Raw genomic sequence first — 19093 nt, 5'->3', positions numbered from 1 at the left:
CCAGTTCCGCCTGTCACCAGCACACGCATACCCAAGGTTCGGACATCTCCCACGACTTGTCACCCTGGGATGCACCGGCCGCGACGATCGCCCGAGTGGTAGTCTCTGCCGATGAGTGACGAAGGCCCGTGGTTCTCGATCCACTACACGCTGGACGACCAGTGCTGGGGCTACCTCATCGAGCACGCCGACGATGGCGTCTACAGCTACCGGGTGGACGACCGCTGGGTGGTGCCGAGCTTCCGGCGATTCGAGCACGCGGCGCTGTTCGCGCGGCAGTTCCCGGGTGCGCCCCAGCTCGAGCGGGGAGGATCGTACGACCTGAGCACTGTTCATGCGTACGCCACGCACTCCGAGGGCGCCCCGCCCGACACCCTCCCGGATGCGTGGTGGTTCTTGCTGGACGTGGCCGACGCTGGCGAAGACGACGCGCTCCTCGAGGGCCCGGAGGAGGCCGCGGATCCGCGGCAGGCGCTCGTCGCGTGCTTCGCCGCGTTCCATCGCGCCGTGCTGCACCTCGACGGCTAGGCTCCTCGCCGGGCGCTTGCCACACGCCACCCGACTGGCCTACGTAGATGCCTCGCTTCATGGCCTCCGCACGCATCACGATTGCCCGCGTCCTCGCCGCTCTCACGCTCGGTTGCGCCGGAGTCGCGTTTTGGCTGATCGCCGCCGTGCGGGAGCCGTTCCCTGCCACCGTGTACGACACCCCGTCCGAGGCCGAGTGGGCCCTCGCCGTCGCGCGCGCCAACTGCGAGGAGCACGAGCGCTCGACCGGGCTCGCGCGCTGGTCGCGCGGTGATGCGGGGGAGACGCTGCGCCGAGCGTGTTCAGGGCTGCCGCTCAGCGCCACCGAAGCGTCCGACCCGGCCGTGGCTGAGGTGGGCACCGCGCACCACGACATGCGCGAACGCGTGCGGGCTCGCGTCACCGGCGCCTTGCTCTTCCTGATCGGCCTGTCGGTCGCGGCGGTCTTTGCCGTCGCCGGCTTTGGCCGGACCGCTGCCGGGTTGGCGCTGCTCGCGCTCGTGCCGCCTGGGCTGACGGGGGTGTACCCGGCCGTCGCGGTAGGCATCGTGGCGGCGCTCGTGTTCCTCGCCGCAGCGCCGTTCGGCGAACGTGCCGCGCCGCCTCCGCGCCACGCCACCTTGGCCACGCTGGTCGCCCTCCTTCTGGTGCCCCTCGGCGTCGTGACCATACTGGCCACGGGTTTCGGGGACATGAGCTATCACCTGGACAAGCGGCTGGGCTACACCACCGCCGCGGTGGTCGCCACGTGGGCGATTGCGGGCGTGCCGCTGACTGTGCTGATCCACCGGGCGCGCGCCGACGCCGCCCGAGACGACGCCTTCTCCGCGCCGCTTCGCATCGGCTTCGCGCGCTTCGTCCTCACGGGGCTGATCGTCGCGACCTCCGCCGCGTACTACGGTGCGATGCAGCCGCCGTGACTGGGGCAGCCCCGCGTCTTGCCAGAGCCGAGCGGCCAGGTGACGCTGTCGGGGTGAACGTGCCTACCAACCGGATTCCGGTGCCCCGCCTCGTCCGTGCGCTCCACTGGCTCTCGCTCGCCGCGCTCGGGAGCACGCTCGCGCTGCCGGGCTGTCAGTCCGCCTCCGAGGGAACACCCGCCCCGGGCCAGGTGAGCGGCCAGCTGGTGGACGTCATCCACGACCGCCCCGCGGCCGGCGTGCACGTGCGCGCGCACGACATGGGCGAGACCATCACCGACGCGGACGGCCGCTTCCAGCTCACGCTGCCGAGCGGGACGCACACGCTGTACCTCTCGGGTGAGGGGGTGCTCTCCGGGCAGGTGGAGCGCGTGGAGGTGCGCGCCAGCAAGCCGCTCACGTTGCGGGCCGAGGTGTTCCCGCGCGACCCCTCGGACGAGGCCATCAACGCCTACTTCGAGCGGCGCGGGCCGCGTGGGCGAGAGCACCCGGCTTATCGCTCGCCGGATGACCCGGACCCGACCGTTGACCACGACCACATGGACGGCGACGTGGACGACCATGTGGGCGGCGCCGTGCAGGCCCTGGTCGAAGTCCCCGCGGTCATCCGCGTTTGGCGCAGCTCACAGTCCGGCGCTCTCGCGCCGACGCTCAACAACGGCTGGGCCGACAACAGCTGCAACTCGGCGGTGACCGTGGAGACCCTGCCGCTCGAGGAGTACGTGCGCGGTGTGGTGCCGCGCGAGTGGCTGTCCAGCTGGCACGATGAGTCCCTGCGCGCGGGGGCCATCGCGGCGCGCACCTTCGCCGTGCGCTGGGCGCTGCGCGGAGGGCGTTGGGACTGCGCCGACGTGGACGACGGCACGGTCACGCAGGTGTACAGCAGCTTGCGCACGGACAGGGCCAACGCCGCCGTGGCGGCGACCGAGGGGTTGGTGGTGACGCGCGACGGAGCCGTGATCTCCACCGAGTTCAGCGCCGAGAACAGCGACCCCACGGCCACTGGCGTCAGCGACCCCACGTGCACGGGGACCACGCTCTTTGGTCACGGGCGCGGCATGTGCCAGTGGGGCACGCAGCGCTGGGCCACAGGCGTGTGCGCCAACCCGCCCTGCGACTTCGGCGCGTTCGGCGCCGAGCCCAAGCTGCACCTCTGGATGGTGGAGCACTACTTCCCCAACTCCGACGTGGAGGAGGCCTACTCCGAGCCCGTGACGCCGTGCGCGTTGATCCCCGCCGCGGGTGGCATCGTGGATGAGGAGGGCCCGTGCTTCCAAGCCTTCGGAAACCCCACCTACTGGCGCGAAGAGACAGCGGGCCACGACGGCCACCTGTTCTGGACCAACGCCTTCACGGCGGACGCGCCCGCCAACTGGGCCAGCTGGCGGCTGCACTTCACCGAGGCGGGCGACTACGAGGTGGAGGTCTACGTGGACGCCACGTTCGGAGTCTACCCCGTGACGCGCTACATCGTGGAGCACGCTGGGGGCGAGGACGAGGTGGTGGTGGACCAGGGCGTGGCCGACGGCTGGGTCTCGCTCGGCGTGTTCGCCTTCGAAGACGAGGGCCGCGTGCGCGTGCTGGACAACGTGGACGGCGCGGTGGCCGCCAACCAGCACATCGTGGCCGACGCGGTGCAGCTCACCCGCATCGCGGTGCCTCCCACCGATGGAGGCGTGACGCTGGACATGGGCGACGGAACCGACGACGCGGGCGCCGGCATGGACGCGGGGCCTGGGCGCCGCCCACGGTCGGGCTGCGGCTGTCGCATCGGCAGCGATGCCGAGAGCCCCGTTCCGCTGCTACTGCTCAGCGGATGGCTCGTGGCGTCGCTGCGGCATCGTCGTCGCCGCGCACACGGCTAGCCAGCCGCTCTCTCACCGCGCCGAATAAGGTTGGGATAAGGCCGTGCCCGGCGCGCCTCAGCGTACCCTCAGGGCGCGGCCAGGGTGGCCCGTGCCCGGGGTGGGCGAAGGAGAGAGCATGGCCGACGTCGAAGCGAATCTGAGGAGCACGGTGCAGCCCGTCTTGCTGCCGGGCGAGGAAGTCCTTGGCGTGAGCTGCGCCCCGGAGGAGCCGAGCCGCTGGTGGCACCTGGCGATCGGCATCGGCTTCATCCTCGGCATCTTGCCGGGGTTGATCGTGGGGCTGGTCTTGCTCGCGAAATACCTCGACCCGCCGTTCATCGTGGCCACCAACCGGCGGCTCTTCTTGTTCAAGGGGCGCGTGAAGCGCGGCTTCGTGTATGGGCGCCGCGTGGTGGACCTAGGCACCGTCGGCGGCGTGGAGGAGAAGCCCAACGGGAACCTGAAGGGGCTCGCGCTGAACTTCCGCGGGGGCGGCAAGCTGGGGTTCACGAACGTCTCGCGTGACGCCAAGCGCGGGCTGAGCGCCGCCACCATGGCCGGCTTCTTCGATGGGTTCGCGGGCTGGCTGAGTGGCAACCTGCCGCAGCTCCAGGCGCAGGCGCCGCTCACCAAGGCGCAGTTGGTGCCGCCGCACTCGCGCGCGGTGAAGATGATGAAGATCGCCAACTGGGTCGCTGTGGGGATCGTGGTCCTGATGGGGCTCGGATATGGATTCAAAATAGTGGTCCTCGACCGCATGGCGCGCGCCGACGAGTCGGATGCGCAGCGTGCCCGCATGGACGAGGTGGAGCTGTCGATGAGCTCGCAGCGCGTGGCGACCTGGCGCGCGTTGGGCGCCACCGAGGAGGCCAAGCAGTGGCTCGCCGCCGTGGCCGCTGGCCCAGCCTTCTCGTCGCCCTTCATCGGCCTGAGCATCGTGCCGCCACCCGGCACGGAGACCGCCGCCGTGGAGCAGGCCGCGCGCGCCACGGCGCGAAGCTCGGACCAAGTGGGGAGCTTCGCTTCGGCCACGGGCATGTACACCCTGGGCTTCAGCGGCCCCGAGTCCATCCAGCACCGCTTCTCGCGGCTGCTCGGCGCCGACCTGTCGGAGCCGCCGCTGCGCGTGCAGATCAGTCCATACGGCGACGGCCGAGTGCGCGTGGATCTCCACGTGCGGCCGGCCGCTGGGGGCCGTGTGCACCGCTACGATCGAACGTACGTCTGCCCGCTGTTCGACACGACCGCCACCATCACCGCCACCGCGACGGGCGGCCCCACGCTCACGCGCACGGTCGAGGTGCCCGCGCCCACCGACGAGACGCTGCGCTCCGACTACTGGCAGCGCTTCCCCATGGTGACGCGCTGCATCGAGGCGCAGATGAGCGAGGTGGAATCCGTGGTCACGCGCGAGATCGGGGACTTGTTCGTGGGTCCCGGCGCAGGCGCGCAGCTCTGACGGGGCGCAAGCTCAAGCGAGCACGCGCTCGATCCACTCCAGCATGGGCGCGTCGCTCAGCACCTCGGCGGCCACCTTGGTGAGCACGGGCGGCAGCTCGCGCTTCACCTCGGCTAGCAGCCCATAGGTCTCGAGCAGCTCGCGCAGCGGGCGTTCGCCCTCCACGGCCAGCACGGCGCGCAGCTCCGCCCGCAGCGTGTCGTGAAGCTGCACCCGCCCCACGTTGTGCGCGGCCACCGCGGGGATGAACGCCTCGATGTCGGCGCGCGGCAGCCCGTCCACCTCGCGCAGCACGGTGGCCAGCGGCACCGCCAAGAGGTGCTTGCTGGCGTGCGCGCGGATCTGGCTCAGCAGGTCCTTGCCCTCGTCGCTGCGCAGGCGCTCCACCAGCGCGTTGCGCATGTCCGTGGTGGCGGACTCGGCGAAGTCGCGGGCCACCGACTGCAGCTTCTTGTCCACGCCGCCCATGAGCCCCTTCCCCATGCCCGACAGCGGGTTCTTGGCGTCGCGCAGCTTCTTTCCGAGGCCCAGCGGGTCTGGCATGGAAGACCCGCCGTCGCCGCCGAGGCCTGGGATGGGCAGGCGCTTGGCGAAGCGCAGCAGCGTGTCTTGAATCACGGGGCTCACCAGCTTGCGCACTAGCCCGGCGTCCACGGTGCCAGCGGCCCACTCGGCGCGCGGCAGCCGCGTCTTCTCGAGGATGGCCAGCAGCGTGGCCTCCCCACCGGGCGGCAGCAGGTCCCCCAGCGTCTCGCCGTTGGCGGTGCTGCGGGCAATCTGCCGGTCGAGCCCGGGGTGCACGTGCGCGTCGATCACCCGCTTCGTGTTGGGCTCGGTCACGGCTGCCGTGATCAGCGTGACCAGCGTCTCCATGGCGGCGTCGTCCAGGTAGCGCGACAGCGGCCGCTCCAGCAGCGCGTCGAGCGTGCGCTCGGCCCCTTCGCGCAGGAGCGCGTGGTCGGACGCGAGCAGCTTCTCAACCAGGGCACGGGCGGAGGTGGTCATCGCGCGAGGCTAGCTGCACTGGACGGTGCCTTCAACGCGCGGCCGAGTCAGCGCGCGCCATAGCCCTGACCGCTGGCCTCTTCGGCGCGGTCCGTCGCCAGCGGCGGCGTGGGCGAGAGCGCGCTCACCTCGGCGCGCAGCTCGGGCGTCATCCCGATGCTCACGCTCGCGAGCGCCGGGTCCAGCTGCTCCACGTTGCGGGCGCCCAGGATGGGGCAGGTGACCGCGGGGTGTGCGCCCACCCAGGCCACTGCGAGGCTCACCGGGTGCAGGCCGCGGTCCTTGGCGAAGCGCGCAAAGGCCTCGGCCGTCTGGTGCTCGCGCGGGTCGGCGTAGCGCGAGGCGTACATGGGGTTCGCCGTGATGCGGCCGCTGCCGGTGCCGGCGTCTGCCGCGGCGCTGTACTTGCCGCTGAGCAGCCCACCGCCGAGCGGGCTGTAAGGGCACACGCCCAGGTTCATGGCGGCGGCCATGGGCAGGATCTCCACCTCGGCCTGGCGCTTCACCAGGTTGTACATGGGCTGGTGGCAGGCGACCTTGGCCCAGCCGTGGTGGGCTTCGATGCCGAGCGCCTGCACGGTCTGCCACGCGCTCCAATTGCTCACGGCGGGGTGCAGGACCTTGCCCTGCTGCACCAGCAGCTCCACGCCGCGCAGCGTCTCCTCGAGGTCGGTGCGCGCGTCGAAGTAGTGCAGGTACAGGATGTCCAGCCGGTCGGTCCCCAGGCGCCGGAGTGACGCCTCCACCGTGCGCGTCAGGTGGTACCGGCTGCTGCCCCGGTCGTTGGGCCCCTTGCCCGTGGGGAAGTACGCCTTGCTGGCGATGACCAGCGCGTCGCGCTCGTGCGCCATGAGCTTCCCCAGGATGCGCTCGGACGCGCCGCCCGCGTACACGTCGGCCGTGTCGAAGAAGTTCACGCCCGCCTCTCGGCAGCGCGCGTACAGCAGCGCCGAGGTGGCCTCGTCGGCGTCGCCCCCGAACGACATGGTGCCGAAGCACAGCTCTGAGACGCGGATGCCGGTGCCACCGAGGAAGACGTAGTCCATGGGGCGGTGGTAGGCCGTGGGCGTCGTCCGGGTCAAGCCCGGGCTCGCGCTCGCGCTCCCCCTGCTGGGCGATTGCGTTCAGCCGCAGCGCTGCAACTCGCTTCGCGCTATCGTCCCGCCATGACCCAACGCGATGTAGTGATCCTGGGCGCGGCGCGCTCTCCCATCGGCAGCTTCGGCGGCAGCCTCGCGGACATCGAGCCGCACGAGCTGGCTGGCACCGTCATGAAAGAGGCGGTCTCGCGCTCTGGCGTGGACCCGGCCCGCATCCAATACGTGACCGTGGGCAACTGCGTGCCCACCGGCCCGCGCTTCGCCTACGTGGCGCGCGTGGCGTCCATCCAGGCGGGGCTGTCCATGGACTCGGTGGCCATGGGCGTGAACCGCCTGTGCTCCTCGGGCCTGCAGGGCATCGTGACCACGGCGCAGAACATCCTGCTGGGCGACGCCGACTTCGGCGTGGGCGGCGGCGTGGAGGTCATGTCGCGGGGGGCCTACCTGTCCACGGCGATGCGCAACGGCGCCCGCATGGGGGACACCACGCTGATCGACTCCATGGTGGACACGCTCACCGACCCGTTCGGCGTGGGCCACATGGGCATCACGGCCGAGAACCTGGTGGAGAAGTGGGGCATCACCCGCGAAGAGCAGGACCAGCTGGCGGTCGAGTCGCACCGGCGCGCCGCAGCGGCCATCGCCGACGGGCGCTTCGTCTCGCAGATCGTCCCCATCACCAAGAAGACCCGCAAGGGCGACGTGGTGGTGGACAAGGACGAGCACGTGCGCCCCGACACCACGCTCGAGACGCTGAGCAAGATGAAGCCGGCCTTCAAGAAGGACGGCAGCGTCACGGCCGGTAACGCGTCGGGCATCAACGATGGCGCCGCGTTCCTGGTGATGGCGGACGCTGCCGTGGCCGCGGGGGCCGGCAACGCGCCGCTCGCGCGCCTGGTGTCCTATGCGGTGGCGGGCGTGCCCAACCACATCATGGGCGAGGGCCCGATCCCGGCGACCAAGCTGGCGCTGAAGAAGGGCGGCCTCACGCTCGACCAGATGGACGTCATCGAGTCCAACGAGGCCTTTGCGGCGCAGGCCATTGCCGTCTCGCGCGGGCTCGGGCTGGACCCAGCCAAGACCAACCCCAACGGCGGCGCCATCGCGCTGGGCCACCCCATCGGCTGCTCCGGCGCGTTCCTGGCCATCAAGGCCATCTACGAGCTGCGCCGCACGGGCGGTCGCTACGCGCTGGTGACCATGTGCATCGGCGGCGGTCAGGGCATCGCGGCGGTGTTCGAGCGCCTCTGAGAGCGCGACCCACCGGACGTCAGGCGCCACGCGGCGCAGGAGCTGGGCGGAACACCGTGGCCGCCTGCTCCGCGAGGTGTGGCGCCACGGCTCGGTACACGCGCACGTCGAGCGGGAAGGTCTCGGGCAGCGCCACGAAGCGCACCCCGTCCGGCGCTCGGCGCCGCAGGCTCGCCTGCACCAGCGAGACCCCGAGACCGGCCGCCACGAGCTCGAGGACCACGAACGGGTCGTGCGCCTCGATGCCGAGATCGGGCGTGGCGCCGAGACTGGCGCAGGCGTCCCGCAGCTCTCCGAGCGCGTGAGCGGACCCGGATGTCCAGATGAGCGGGAGCTCGCTCAGCAGGGCGGCGGGCTTCCCTCGACGTGGCGCGGCGAGCACGAAGCGTTCCTGGAGCACGAGCGTGCTCTCGAGGCCGGCCGCTGAGGCATGGACATACGCCACGTCGATGGCGCCCGAAGCCAGGGCGTCCAGCTGCTCGGACGTGCGCATCGCGCGGAGGCGGATGGGCTGCTCGGGGTGCTTGCGCCGCCAACGCTCGAGGTCACGCGGGAGCGCCCCACCATGCACCGCCGCGGGCACGTATCCAACAGTCAGCGGTGTGGGGCGACGCGCCTCCACCGAGGCCGCGTGCTCGAGCAGCCGGTGGGCGTCTGCCAGGAACGCCCGTCCCTCCGCGGTGAGGCGCAGCCGCTTCCGCGTGCGCGTGAAGAGCTGCACCCCGAGCTCGGCCTCGAGCGCCAGGACCTGACGGCTGAGCGGCGACTGGGAGATGTGCAGCTCCTCGGCCGCGCGCGAGACGTTCTCGTGCTTGGCCACCACCGTGAATGCATGGACGCGATCGAGGTCGAGCATGAATAGACCCTATGGGTCTGAATGTAGTCCACAACAGTCGTGGAGGCACGGACCACGCGGCGCTAGGTTCGTGGCATGGCACTCCATCGATTCGGATTCATCGTGGTCGGCGCCGAGCTCGACGCTCGGCAGCAGCTCTCATCCCGCTCGTTCGAGATGAGCATCGTGGGCATCGCTTCCCCCGAGGAGGGGCCGGCGGCTGCAGCGCAGCTGCTCGCCGAGGGCGTCCAGCTCATCGAGCTCTGCGGCGCATTCGGGCCCACATGGACGGCCCGCGTCATCGAGGCCGTCGAGGGGCGCGTGCCTGTGGGCGCAGTGTCGTATGGCGCGGAGGCGCTCCCGGGGTTGGCCCAGATCTTCCTCTCGTAGGCAGTGCGATCACCGACTCGCCTTGCAGCAAGGGACAATGGGCACCCACGGCTGAAGCCGTGGGCAGCAAACCAGGCCTGGACCTGCCGAAAGTCCGCCCCTCGGGGGTCGGACTGCGTGGTCGAAGTTGGCCACCGCTCTACAGAGGGTAGTCGGGCGCATCCTCCTGCAGAGGATGGCCCAGCTCGAGTGGCGACCCATGTGTCCGGCCACCTTGGGTAGAACACACCCTGCTGTCCGCCACGTAGTCCGCCGCCGACAGGCGGGGGACTTTCGGAAGCACGATCACCTGGTTTGCTGCCCACGGCTTCAGCCGTGGGTGCCCATCAACGGCCCGTCGCCAACCCGGTCAAGACCGCTGCGACGAGGCACTTGGAGCCGCGCCCCGCTCAGATCTCCACGCGCACCATCATGGCGCGCCGCGTGGCCTCCGGAGGTGGCGTGAGCGACAGCGTGCTCACGGCGTCCACCAGCTCGGGCGGCAGCAGGTAGATCACGCTGGTGCCCACGTTGGGGGCGCGGAACACGGCCTGCTCCCACGCGTTCATGAAGGCCTGGATCTCCGGGCCGGTGAGCCCCAGCAGGCCCAGCTCGGCGCGCACCATGGTGAGCGCCTGGTCCACCGGGATGGACTCGTGGAACTCGGTGCTGGTGCCTGCGGGGATGCGGCCGAAGCGGCGGATGTTGACGGCCGGAGGCGCCGCGCGTCGATCACGCCGGCTGCCCGTGTCGGTGGACACCGAGAGCGCCAGCGGGATGGCGAACGCGCTCGCGTTGTTCACGGTGAGGTCGCCGCCGTTCCGCGTGACCGTGATGGGCACGCTCATGCCCCGGCCGCCGCCTCGGTAGAAGAGGTGGTTGTAGTCGCGCCCGTCCACCACCAGGCAGCTCGCGTCGCTGGCCTCGTAGGTGGCGAGCTCCGCGGCCTCGCAGTAGTTGTCCGCGATGCCCTGGCAGCCCGCGCTTCCCACCGTGGGGTAGGTGTGGGCGCCGCACGCGCGGCCCACGATGCGCACCTGATCCCAGCGCAGGTCGGGCCCGTTCATGGCGGTGGCCGGGAAGCGCTCCAGCATGCTGCCGAACGTCATGGTGGCCGACACGCTGACCTGCACCTCGCCGTCGATGAGGTGGAAGTAGAGCACCGGCTTGCGCGCCATGCCGTGACCTGAGTCGGGGGTCACGACCGGGTGTGGGTGCGGGGGCGCCAGGTTGGCCTGGCCCGGACCGGTGGCCAGCTCCACGCTGCCATCGGCCGCCACGTCCACCAGGCCCCACTCGTGCACCGTGTAGCGGGGAGCTGCTGGGCGCGCGGGCTCCTCACCGGCGGTGGGCGCCGTGCTCGAACTCTCGCTCGACGCGGCCTCCGTGGGCGGTGAGCCCCCGCAGGCCGAGAGGAACGCGGAAGCGCCGCTGTAGAAGAGCGACAGGACCAGTGGGTTGCGCATGTCCATAGGGAACGCCCCTCTGACCCCAGGGTCAACGGGGAGCTTGGGAGCGAAGGAACAACCCCGGTAGAGTGAGCGCATGGCCACGGAACAACCGCATGCGCGCGCGAACCTAGCTATCCTCGCGGGATGGCTACCGACACGCCCCTCGATCTCGCGGCCCAGCGCGAGGTGATGTCCTACGCGACCAAGCTGCCCTTCCTGGCGCGCTGCGGCTACGAGCTCTCCGAGTGCGTGCCCGGTGATGCGGTGGGCAGCGTGACGGTCACCGAGGCCCTGGCGGGCGGCACCGGGCAGCTGAACGGCACCGAGCTGTATGGCCTCTTGGACTGCAGCGCGTGGTTCGCGGTGGCGCTCATGCTCGGCACGGACGAGGCGGCTGTCACGCACGACGCGCACTTCTCCATCGTGGCCACGGCGCCGACAGGCAGCGAGGTCACGTTCCGTGCACACGTGGACAAGCGCGGCCGCACGCTGGCGTTCGTCTCCGTGGAGGCCGCCGCGGGAGACCGGCTGGTGGCGCGGGCGACGATCACCAAGTCCATCATCTCACTGGCCCAGCGCATGCGGCACGCGAGCCCCACGGGGTGAGCGCTCAGCCCGCAACGATCTCGTAGAGCACATTCTCCCGCCAGGGGAAGACTTGCTTCTCCAGCTCGGAGACCCTGCGTTGCTCGCGCGTGATTTCGAAGCGTTCGTCCACTGTCGAGGAGCGATACTGGTGCTGAAGCAGACCCACGTATCCTGCCCGCGGGAGCACGCTCCGGAGGAAGGTGAGCCAGTTGTCCAGGGTCAGGTCGCCCCTTTGTTCGAGCTCTTCTCTGGACTTCGGACGTGGGCCCTGGGTGCGCTGCCAGGCGGCGATCTTCGCTTCGCTCCAACCCCTCGCGCGCAGCTTCTTGGACTGGTCGTCTACCTGCCGGGCATCGGGACGGCGCCCGAGACCCGAAGAGCAGTCGCAGTGGGCACGCGTTGCGTGGAAGTAGGCCTCCGTCGGGTGAAGCTGGGTCTGGATGTGGCGGTTCCCGAGCGGTGCGAAGCAGAGCCCAGCGACGTCCACGGCCGCTCGGAAGGCGGGAGTGTCTGCGCCCGCGGGAAGGGTCGCGGTGATGAAGTTACACACGGTGTGATCCTACCAAGGGGGAACTCGAAGAGGCCTCGCAACCGCTCGGTACGAACGCCTCACCGGGTCCGCTCGCGGAGAAGGCTCGCGAGGTCCACGTCAATTCGCGCCAAGGCCTCGACCAGCGGTCGCTCCACATGAGCGTCCACCCACAGCACGAGCTGGCGGGCATCGGCGAACGCCTGGAGAAACGGCAAGACGGTGAACGGCTCGGAGGTGGTCACCGTCCCCACGGCCGAGCGCCAGTGGGCCCGCAGTGACGCTACGCCATCGGATCCGAGCTCGGCACGCAGCTCCTGGGTGAGCCTCTCCGCAGCGACGGTTCGCTCACGCTCCGGGTAGTAGAACGTGGTCTCGAAGGTCACCAACGGGCCGGGAAGAACAGTGGCGACACCGCCCCGCGCGCTCGCACGCAGCGCTTGATGACGGCCGCTTCCTTCCACCGGCGCGAGCACGGTGCGCCCCGCAGCTGCGACCCGAGTGTCGGCCGCCGCCGCGAACTCGGCCGCGTGCTCTGCATCGTAGAACCTCAGGAGCATGTACTCGGGTCCAGCAGCTGGACGTGCCGAGAACGCGCGCGCGAGCGGCACCCGCGAGGCTTCGGGGATGACCGCCAGCTCGGCAGCCAGCACCCCGCGCTGCGCAGCCGCGACGCGTTCGAGCGTCTCCACCTGCGTGGTGAAGTCCTCCGGCCCTGGCGGGGCCAGAGTGCCCAGCAGCGACAGTCCGCGTCGAGCGAATTGGCCCACGTCGTCGATCGCCAGCGCGACCTCTGCAGCCTCCAACGAGGCGGGGTCCGTGAACCCGAGGCCAGCCACGAGCACCACGGGGTCATGCTCGTGAACGGCGCTCACCACTGCGCGTCCGCCCTGCTTCCAGAGCAGCGCGCGCAGCGAGGGGAAGTCGTCGTCGACTGCCATCCACGTCCGCGCGAGCACGCTGCGACCGACGGCCACGAGCACCTCCGGCGCGGACTCGCCCGCCTCGGTGGTCGGTCCGGCGGCCGCCAACAGCGCTTTCCAGGCTTCGCCATATGCGTTGCCCGGGACGAACCCACTCTCCAGGCTGGCGACGAACGCCCGCGCATCGTTCGCGCGCTCGAACCTGCCGACCAGCACGCAGTCGCCGCTGTTGTTGCCCGAGAAGCCCTGCCACACCCGCAGGGTGTCGACGTCTGCCTCTGCCTGAGGGGCCTGAGGATGGGGGCCTCCATCGTGCATCCCGTGCGCGCGTGCACACCCGAGCTTCGCGACAGGGGCTTGCAGGCGCGCCCGCTCGTCACGGTACACCCGCAAGACGTCATCGGCGGTCTCGACGCGTGTGCCGCCGGATGCGAACGAGCACTGCTTCACGGCGCGCTCGGAGGTCAGCACCAGGAACTCACCGCCCGCGCCGCAGTCGCTGCTCGGACCGTCGCCATCGAACAGGCGCGGAAGTGCTCCGAGATGCTCGCCGAAGCACACCGAGAGACGCGCGCTCATGCCGGTGGCTCGAATCGCGGCCTCGACCCGCCGCTCATCGCTGCGGCTCAGCTGCTGGGTCGCATCCGGGCCCGTAGCGCAGCACCGCCACGTCTCGGCAACCCAGCTCTTCGAGGCGATGAAGGGTGGGGCCCAGCGCGGGTACTCGGTCCGGAGTCACCAGCAGGTTCACCCCAAACTGCACCGGCGCGTCTGCCAGCGCTGCGACGCGCTCTGGCCAAGGGGTGTCGTCATAGATGGAGAGGCGAACCTCGCCCAGGTGGGGCGCGATGCGGGCCAGCCGCTCGGTGGTCAGCAGCACGCCATTGGTGGTGATGTGCACGGCGAGGGAGGTCTCGGTGGCCAAGCGCTCCACCAGCGCATCGAAGCCGCGAAACGCGAGCGGCTCGCCACCTCCGAACGCCACCTCGAGCACGCCGCGCTCCGCGAGCCCAGTCAACATCTCGAAGGCGCTATCGGGCGTCCACTCGCTCGGCGCCGAGCTGTCGCGCGAGCAGAAGGAGCAGCGCAGGTTGCACTGGTTCGTGATCCCAAACAGCACCACGCGCGGCGCGGTGCGCACGAGACCACGCGTGGATGGCCCCTCCACCCGGAGGTTCAGGCCCGTGCGCGGATCGAACAGCAGCCGTGCACCATCGAGGGGCACGCTGCGTGGCGCGCGAAGTTCGGTGCTGCAGGGGTGGTGCTGGGGGTCCATGACGGGGAGTCTCCTCAGGCCCGCTGCGTCCGCGTCAAGCTCGGAATCCTCGCTTCCGCTGGGCTGTCCGCCAGCCTCCATCACTCGTGTGGTGGTATTGGAAACTTCGTATGCTGATGGATTCTCTCCTTATATATCGCTAGGCTGGGCCCCTTCTCGGAACGGGCACCCCCTGAGCCCACGGAGTGAATCGGATGAATCTCGGACGGCTCTCGAGCGCATGTCTGCGCGTGGTGGTGTTGGCGCTGGCGTTGGTAGCGGGCTGCGGCGAGGCCAACGACCCTGACCCGTGCGCAGCCGGCACGTTCGACGCCGACGGTGACGCGACCACGGCGTGCGTGGCGTGGTCGACCTGCGCCGCGGGGGAGTACGTGTCCGCGAGCGGGTCACCCACCGCCGACCGAGAGTGCGCCGCGTGCGCCGTGGGCACGTTCTCCGCGACCACGAACGCGACGGCGTGCGCGGCGTTCACGGACTGCGTGGCCGGCGAGTACGAGCAGGCGAGCGGCGCGCCGACTGTCGACCGCCTGTGCACCACGTGCGGAACAGGCACGTACTCCACCACGACCAACGCCAGCATGTGCATGGCCGTCACCCTGTGCATGCCCGGCAACTTCGTGAGCGCCGCAGGCACCAGCACGGCGAACCAAGTGTGCAGCCCCTGTGCAACCGGCTCCTTCGCGGCAGGCACGAACGCTGCGGCCTGCGTCACCCACGCCAACTGCCTGCCTGGGACCCTGCGGGCCACGCTGGGCACTCCCAGCGCTGACACCGTCTGCGACCCGTGCGCCGCGGAGAGCTTCTCCACGGGCACCAACGCCGCGACGTGTGAGCCCTGGACCATGTGCGAGGATCGCTTCGTCGAGGGCGAAGCAGGCTCCGCCGTCCTCGACCGCACCTGTGTCGCGGAGGAGTGGAACCCCCAGGTCGGCACCGCCACCGATGACGAAGCCATTGGCGTGGTCCTCGACGCCGAAGGCAACGCGTATGTCGTTGGCCGGGTCACGGGTGCGCTCGCCGGCGAGCTGCACCTGGGAGAGACCGACGGCTACCTCCAGAAGTTCGATCCAGACGGTGCGCTGCTGTGGACCGAGCAGTTCGGGACGGCGGGCTTCGACATGGCCAACGCGGTGGCGCTCGATGACTTGGGCCACGTGTACGTGGTGGGCCAGACGAAGCCGGACATTCTCGACGTCGGCCAAGAGGTCGTCCTGCGCAAGTACACCACCGACGGTGTGCTCGTCTGGACGGTGCCGTTCGGCAGCGACCTCGCCGACTACGCGCGCGCGGTGGCCGTGGACGCGGACGGGAACCCCTACTTCCTGGGCGTCATCGAGGGCGTGCTCGACGGAAACGACCCCACGCCCGGCGCCGCCGACATCGTGGTGCGCCGCTTCGACGTGGATGGGGACGTGACCTGGACGCGGGTGCTCACGTCCACGGCAGACACCAGCTGCGGCGGTCTCTTCCTGACCGACACGCGCGTGTACATCGCCGGGTGGACCACTGGGGCACTGCCGGGCGAGACCAACGCCGGCGACGCGCTGGACGGCATTGCCATCGCGCTGTCGCTCACCGACGGCAGCGACGTCTGGGCGCGGCAGCTCGGCACCACGGGCTCCGAGTTCGCCACGGACGTGGTGGTGGACGCGTCGGGGACCGTCTACGTCACGGGGCACAGCACGAGTACCTTCGGCGCAGGGCCGCGCGTGGGCGGACTCGACATCTTCGTGGTGGCCCTCGACGACGATGGCGCCGACCTGTGGGCCACCATGTTCGGCAGCACCAGCTCGGACTTCGCGAGCGCCATCGCCCTCGACCCCACCGGAGGGGTGGTGGTCGCGGGAAGCACCAGCGGCACGTTCGCCGGACAAGCGTCCGCGGGCAGCCAAGACATCGTGGTGGCGCGGGTCTCGGCCGATGGGACCCTGGGCGCGCTGCGGCAGCTGGGCACCACGAGCGGCGACGTGGCGCGCGATGTCGCCGTGGACGCCGACGGCGTTCCGCACGCGGTGGGTTACGTGACCGCAGCGCTGCTGGGCCAGACGGCGCTCGGCGGACAGGACGCGTACCTCATGCGCCTCGCGCTCTGAGCGCGCGTCACGCTCTCACTCGGTGTCCGCGGCTCCGGGGACGCGCAGGTAGCACACCATGCGCTGCCCCGAGAGCAGCCCGTCGGCGGTCTCGAGGTCTACCAGCACGTCCACGGTGCGTGTGTCGGAGAGCTCGTCCGGCTGCCCGCCGCGTCGCGCCTTGGGTGCCACGCGCTGGCCAATGCGGTGCACGGTGCCGGCGAAGTCGCGGCCTGGGAAGGCGGTGGCGCGGCAGACGGCGGCGGCGCCCGTGATGACCTGGCCCAGGTCGCGCTCGTCCACGGCGATGCGCGCCTGCATGGTGGACGTGTCGCCGAAGTAGGCCATCGGCGCGCCGCTGGGCTGGTAGTACTCGCCCACGTCGTAGGGGAGCTCCAGGATCACCCCGTCGCGCGGGGCACGCACCAAGCGGAGGTCGAGCGAGGCCGCTGCGGCGTCCCGGTTGGCCTGGGCGGCGATGTACTCGGCGTGGGCCTTCGCGATGTCCTCGCGCCGTGTGCCGCGCACCAGGTCGGCCAGGTTGGCGCTGGACTGGTTCACGGTGGACTGGTCGGCAGAGGCCGCGAGGCGCGCGCGGTCCACTTCGTCTGGGCTGACGCCGCCGGCGCGAGCCACCACCTGCAGGCGCTGCAGCGCCAGCTGGCTGGACTCGGCGCGCGCACGCGAGGCCGCTTCGGCAGCGGACGCCGACTCGATCTGCTCGGCCCGCGGACCCGTCACGGCGCGGCGCCAGGTGGCATGCGCGGCCGCCACGCGCGCTTCGGCCTCGGCCAGCGCGGCGGTCTCGAGCTCCGTGCGGAGCCCCGCGATGAGTGCGCCTGCTTGCACGCGTTCGCCTTCCTGCACGGCGATCTGACCAATGGAGCCGGGCACCGCACCCGCGATGGCGAGCTCACCGCCCTTGGGCTCCACCACGGCGTTGCCGGACACGTGCGCCCACTCGGGCGGTGGATCCACGCGCACATCGGACTCGGCTTCCACGTCCACGTTGGCGGCGCGCCGGTCGCTGAAGCGCGCCAGCGTGGGGTCCGAGGTGGCCATGCGCCCGATGCTGAACACCATGGCTACGAGCACGGCCAGGCCCACGGCCGTGGTCAACAAACGCTTGGGGGTCTTCTTCATGCAGCCTCCGGCTTCGTCGCGATGCGGCCGTCTTCGATGTGCACGGTGCGATCCGCCAGGTGATAGATGCGCGGGTCATGGGTGACGATGACCACGGTGGCGCCGTGCGCGCGGCTGGTGGTCTTGAGCATCTCGGTGACCTTCAGGCCGCTCTCCGCGTCGAGCGCGGCGGTGGGCTCGTCGGCGAAGACCAGCGGCGGCTCGGGCGCCAGGGCCCGCGCGATGGCCACGCGCTGGCGTTGGCCGCCCGAGAGCTGATCCGGGCGGCTGGTGCGCTTGTCGCCGAGGCCCACCTCGGCCAGCATGGCGTCGGCGCGCGCGAGGGCCTTGCTGCGGGACTGCCCGCCCACCTCGAGCGGCAGCGACACGTTGTCGCGGATGCTCAGGCCTGGCAGCAGGTTGTGCGCCTGGAAGATGAAGCCGATCTTGTGCAGCCGCAGGTCGGCCAGGGCGTGCTCGGACTTGTCCACGATGCTCTCGCCCAGCAGGTCCACCTCGCCGGAGGAGACGCGCAGCACGCAGCCCATGATGGACAGGAGCGTGGTCTTGCCGCTGCCCGAGGGGCCCACCAGCATCATGATCTCGCCCCGCACCACCTCGAGGTCCACCTCGGTGAGCGCTTGGTAGGCCAGCTTCCCCTTGCCGAACACCTTCGACACCTTGCGCACCGAGATGGCGAGGTCCGCCTGACTGACGCTGCTCATCGGAACACCATCCCCGGCTCCAGCTTGCGGATGCGGTTGAGCGCGAGCGTGGCGCTCACCAGGCAGATGCCCGTCATCACGAAGGGGACGCTGATGATCACGCCGATGGGGAGCATGACGGCCAGGTTCGGCGAACGCATCAGCGCCGTGAGCTGCGCGGCCACGGCCAGCCCCACCAGCGAGCCCAGCAGCCCGTACATGACGGCCTGCGCGAAGAGCATGACCGCCAGGTCGCGCGTGCGGCAGCCAATGGCCTTGAGCGTGCCCAGCTCGCGCTGGTGGTCCACCACGCTCGAGAACATGGAGAGCGCCACGATGACCAGGCCCACGAAGAGCCCGAGCGCGGCCGAGCTCCCGAAGGTGATGCCCAGCTGCTGCGCGAGCAGCGCGTTCACCACGGTGTCGTGGTACTGCTGGCTGGTCCAGACCTGCACCTCCGGCACGCGCGCTTGGAGCTCTGCGGTGACCGCGTCGAGATCCGCGCCCGGTTGCACGCGCACCAACACGAAATGGAAGCGACCCGCGCGCGTGGACGTGAGGTCCCGCGCGAGGCCGATCTCGGCGAACGAATAGGCCGGCCCGAAGGGCACGAGCCCCCACGTGAAGGCCCCCACGCGCACGCGGCGCCCATTCACCTCGCGCACCGAGCCGATGTTGAGGTTGCCCAGCTTCTGGCGCTGAGCCACCTCGAAGGTGAGCGTGTCGGGCTCGTAGAGCGCGTTGGCGTCTCCGGCTACGATGTTCCACGGGCCGCCGAGCGAGTTGGGCAGCGACGTGCCGATCAGGATGACCTGCTCGGTGCCGCCGTCGGGGCGCGCCACGGAGCCCGGCCCGAACACCAGCGGCTCGGCCACCAGCACACCTGGCGTGGAGCGCGCCTGCGAGAGCGCGCTCTCGGGCAACACGCTGCCGCGCTGCACCAGCTGCGTGCCGCGCGGCATCATCCAGATGTCCGCGCCGCCGTTGTCGATCAGCATGGTGTTCTTGTGGAAGAGCCCGTACAGGATGCCCAGCTGCTGCGTGGACAGCACCACCGCGAACACCACGCCGCAGGTGGTGGCAATGAGCTGCACGCGGTCGTGAAGCATCATCT

18 protein-coding genes are annotated in these 19093 nt (G+C 70.6%); 8 read left to right on the top strand and 10 right to left on the bottom strand.

Annotated features, from left to right (window positions below):
- Positions 1–111 precede the first annotated feature (111 nt).
- From IPI43_32290 to IPI43_32275, 4 genes are all read left to right on the top strand, one after another.
- Positions 112–528 (top strand): hypothetical protein, encoded by a 417-nt coding sequence (locus tag IPI43_32290; GenBank protein ID MBK7778744.1) that lies wholly within the window; start codon positions 112–114, stop codon positions 526–528.
- Positions 529–587: 59 nt separating this feature from the next.
- Positions 588–1448 (top strand): hypothetical protein, encoded by an 861-nt coding sequence (locus tag IPI43_32285; protein MBK7778743.1) that lies wholly within the window; start codon positions 588–590, stop codon positions 1446–1448.
- Between the two features lie 80 nt (positions 1449–1528).
- Positions 1529–3313: a carboxypeptidase regulatory-like domain-containing protein gene (locus IPI43_32280; GenBank protein ID MBK7778742.1), complete on the top strand. Its 1785-nt coding sequence runs from the start codon at positions 1529–1531 to the stop codon at positions 3311–3313.
- A gap of 118 nt (positions 3314–3431) precedes the next feature.
- A complete protein-coding gene (locus IPI43_32275) occupies positions 3432–4754 on the top strand; it encodes a hypothetical protein (GenBank protein MBK7778741.1) in 1323 nt (440 codons plus the stop codon).
- Positions 4755–4766: 12 nt separating this feature from the next.
- Here IPI43_32275 and IPI43_32270 read toward each other — a convergent pair whose 3' ends face one another.
- Both IPI43_32270 and IPI43_32265 read right to left on the bottom strand, forming a co-directional pair.
- Positions 4767–5759, bottom strand: coding sequence for a hypothetical protein (locus tag IPI43_32270; protein ID MBK7778740.1), 993 nt, complete (start codon positions 5757–5759; stop codon positions 4767–4769).
- Positions 5760–5806: 47 nt separating this feature from the next.
- Positions 5807–6805, bottom strand: coding sequence for an aldo/keto reductase (locus IPI43_32265; protein ID MBK7778739.1), 999 nt, complete (start codon positions 6803–6805; stop codon positions 5807–5809).
- Between the two features lie 120 nt (positions 6806–6925).
- Here IPI43_32265 and IPI43_32260 point away from each other — a divergent pair, with 120 nt between their 5' ends.
- Entirely contained in the window at positions 6926–8110 is a 1185-nt protein-coding gene (locus tag IPI43_32260) for an acetyl-CoA C-acyltransferase family protein (protein MBK7778738.1), read from the top strand.
- A gap of 19 nt (positions 8111–8129) precedes the next feature.
- Here IPI43_32260 and IPI43_32255 read toward each other — a convergent pair whose 3' ends face one another.
- On the bottom strand, positions 8130–8966 hold the full coding sequence (locus IPI43_32255; GenBank protein ID MBK7778737.1) for a LysR family transcriptional regulator: 837 nt from the start codon (positions 8964–8966) through the stop codon (positions 8130–8132).
- 75 nt (positions 8967–9041) lie between these two features.
- Here IPI43_32255 and IPI43_32250 point away from each other — a divergent pair, with 75 nt between their 5' ends.
- Positions 9042–9335: a hypothetical protein gene (locus tag IPI43_32250; protein ID MBK7778736.1), complete on the top strand. Its 294-nt coding sequence runs from the start codon at positions 9042–9044 to the stop codon at positions 9333–9335.
- A 389-nt stretch (positions 9336–9724) separates the two neighbouring features.
- Here the strand turns inward: IPI43_32250 and IPI43_32245 are convergent, their stop codons facing one another.
- Positions 9725–10780 (bottom strand): hypothetical protein, encoded by a 1056-nt coding sequence (locus IPI43_32245; protein ID MBK7778735.1) that lies wholly within the window; start codon positions 10778–10780, stop codon positions 9725–9727.
- 129 nt (positions 10781–10909) lie between these two features.
- Between IPI43_32245 and IPI43_32240 the strand changes: the two genes are divergently transcribed.
- Positions 10910–11371, top strand: a complete 462-nt coding sequence (locus IPI43_32240) for a PaaI family thioesterase (GenBank protein MBK7778734.1) — start codon at positions 10910–10912, stop codon at positions 11369–11371.
- A gap of 4 nt (positions 11372–11375) precedes the next feature.
- Here IPI43_32240 and IPI43_32235 read toward each other — a convergent pair whose 3' ends face one another.
- The 3 genes from IPI43_32235 to IPI43_32225 form a co-directional block, all read right to left on the bottom strand.
- Positions 11376–11840 carry a hypothetical protein gene (locus IPI43_32235; GenBank protein MBK7778733.1) on the bottom strand — a complete coding sequence of 155 codons (465 nt, stop codon included), beginning with the start codon at positions 11838–11840 and terminating at the stop codon, positions 11376–11378.
- Positions 11841–11962: 122 nt separating this feature from the next.
- Complete coding sequence (locus IPI43_32230) at positions 11963–13384, bottom strand: hypothetical protein (GenBank protein ID MBK7778732.1); 1422 nt, start codon at positions 13382–13384, stop codon at positions 11963–11965.
- Positions 13385–13418: 34 nt separating this feature from the next.
- Complete coding sequence (locus IPI43_32225; GenBank protein ID MBK7778731.1) at positions 13419–14081, bottom strand: radical SAM protein; 663 nt, start codon at positions 14079–14081, stop codon at positions 13419–13421.
- A gap of 194 nt (positions 14082–14275) precedes the next feature.
- On the opposite strand from IPI43_32225, the gene IPI43_32220 reads away from it, so the two are divergent.
- Positions 14276–16174: a hypothetical protein gene (locus IPI43_32220; GenBank protein ID MBK7778730.1), complete on the top strand. Its 1899-nt coding sequence runs from the start codon at positions 14276–14278 to the stop codon at positions 16172–16174.
- Positions 16175–16189: 15 nt separating this feature from the next.
- Here the strand turns inward: IPI43_32220 and IPI43_32215 are convergent, their stop codons facing one another.
- Genes IPI43_32215 through IPI43_32205 form a run of 3 tightly spaced genes read right to left on the bottom strand, consistent with a single transcriptional unit; the run spans position 16190 to position 19091 of the window.
- On the bottom strand, positions 16190–17296 hold the full coding sequence (locus tag IPI43_32215) for an HlyD family efflux transporter periplasmic adaptor subunit (GenBank protein MBK7778729.1): 1107 nt from the start codon (positions 17294–17296) through the stop codon (positions 16190–16192).
- The gene (locus IPI43_32210; GenBank protein MBK7778728.1) at positions 17293–18000 is read right to left on the bottom strand and encodes an ABC transporter ATP-binding protein; all 708 of its coding nucleotides are present in this window, start codon (positions 17998–18000) and stop codon (positions 17293–17295) included. Before IPI43_32210 ends, IPI43_32215 begins: the two co-directional genes overlap by 4 nt.
- Positions 17997–19091 carry an FtsX-like permease family protein gene (locus IPI43_32205; GenBank protein MBK7778727.1) on the bottom strand — a complete coding sequence of 365 codons (1095 nt, stop codon included), beginning with the start codon at positions 19089–19091 and terminating at the stop codon, positions 17997–17999. The genes IPI43_32210 and IPI43_32205 overlap by 4 nt, the downstream gene beginning before the upstream one ends.
- Positions 19092–19093: the final 2 nt, after the last annotated feature.

The organism is Sandaracinaceae bacterium (genome assembly GCA_016706685.1).
Classification (GTDB): Bacteria; Myxococcota_A; Polyangia; order Polyangiales; family Houyiibacteriaceae; genus JADJJE01.
This window is presented reverse-complemented; position numbering and strand designations above follow the sequence as displayed.

Coding starts and splice junctions, on each gene's coding strand:
- IPI43_32290 (MBK7778744.1), top strand. CDS start 112: ATGAGTGACGAAGGCCCGTGGTTCTCGATCCACTACACGCTGGACGAC.
- IPI43_32265 (MBK7778739.1), bottom strand. CDS start 6,805: ATGGACTACGTCTTCCTCGGTGGCACCGGCATCCGCGTCTCAGAGCTG.
- IPI43_32260 (MBK7778738.1), top strand. CDS start 6,926: ATGACCCAACGCGATGTAGTGATCCTGGGCGCGGCGCGCTCTCCCATC.
- IPI43_32205 (MBK7778727.1), bottom strand. CDS start 19,091: ATGATGCTTCACGACCGCGTGCAGCTCATTGCCACCACCTGCGGCGTG.
- IPI43_32225 (MBK7778731.1), bottom strand. CDS start 14,081: ATGGACCCCCAGCACCACCCCTGCAGCACCGAACTTCGCGCGCCACGC.
- IPI43_32285 (MBK7778743.1), top strand. CDS start 588: ATGGCCTCCGCACGCATCACGATTGCCCGCGTCCTCGCCGCTCTCACG.
- IPI43_32250 (MBK7778736.1), top strand. CDS start 9,042: ATGGCACTCCATCGATTCGGATTCATCGTGGTCGGCGCCGAGCTCGAC.
- IPI43_32210 (MBK7778728.1), bottom strand. CDS start 18,000: ATGAGCAGCGTCAGTCAGGCGGACCTCGCCATCTCGGTGCGCAAGGTG.
- IPI43_32220 (MBK7778730.1), top strand. CDS start 14,276: ATGAATCTCGGACGGCTCTCGAGCGCATGTCTGCGCGTGGTGGTGTTG.
- IPI43_32255 (MBK7778737.1), bottom strand. CDS start 8,966: ATGCTCGACCTCGATCGCGTCCATGCATTCACGGTGGTGGCCAAGCAC.
- IPI43_32275 (MBK7778741.1), top strand. CDS start 3,432: ATGGCCGACGTCGAAGCGAATCTGAGGAGCACGGTGCAGCCCGTCTTG.
- IPI43_32245 (MBK7778735.1), bottom strand. CDS start 10,780: ATGCGCAACCCACTGGTCCTGTCGCTCTTCTACAGCGGCGCTTCCGCG.
- IPI43_32270 (MBK7778740.1), bottom strand. CDS start 5,759: ATGACCACCTCCGCCCGTGCCCTGGTTGAGAAGCTGCTCGCGTCCGAC.
- IPI43_32215 (MBK7778729.1), bottom strand. CDS start 17,296: ATGAAGAAGACCCCCAAGCGTTTGTTGACCACGGCCGTGGGCCTGGCC.
- IPI43_32240 (MBK7778734.1), top strand. CDS start 10,910: ATGGCTACCGACACGCCCCTCGATCTCGCGGCCCAGCGCGAGGTGATG.
- IPI43_32230 (MBK7778732.1), bottom strand. CDS start 13,384: ATGAGCGCGCGTCTCTCGGTGTGCTTCGGCGAGCATCTCGGAGCACTT.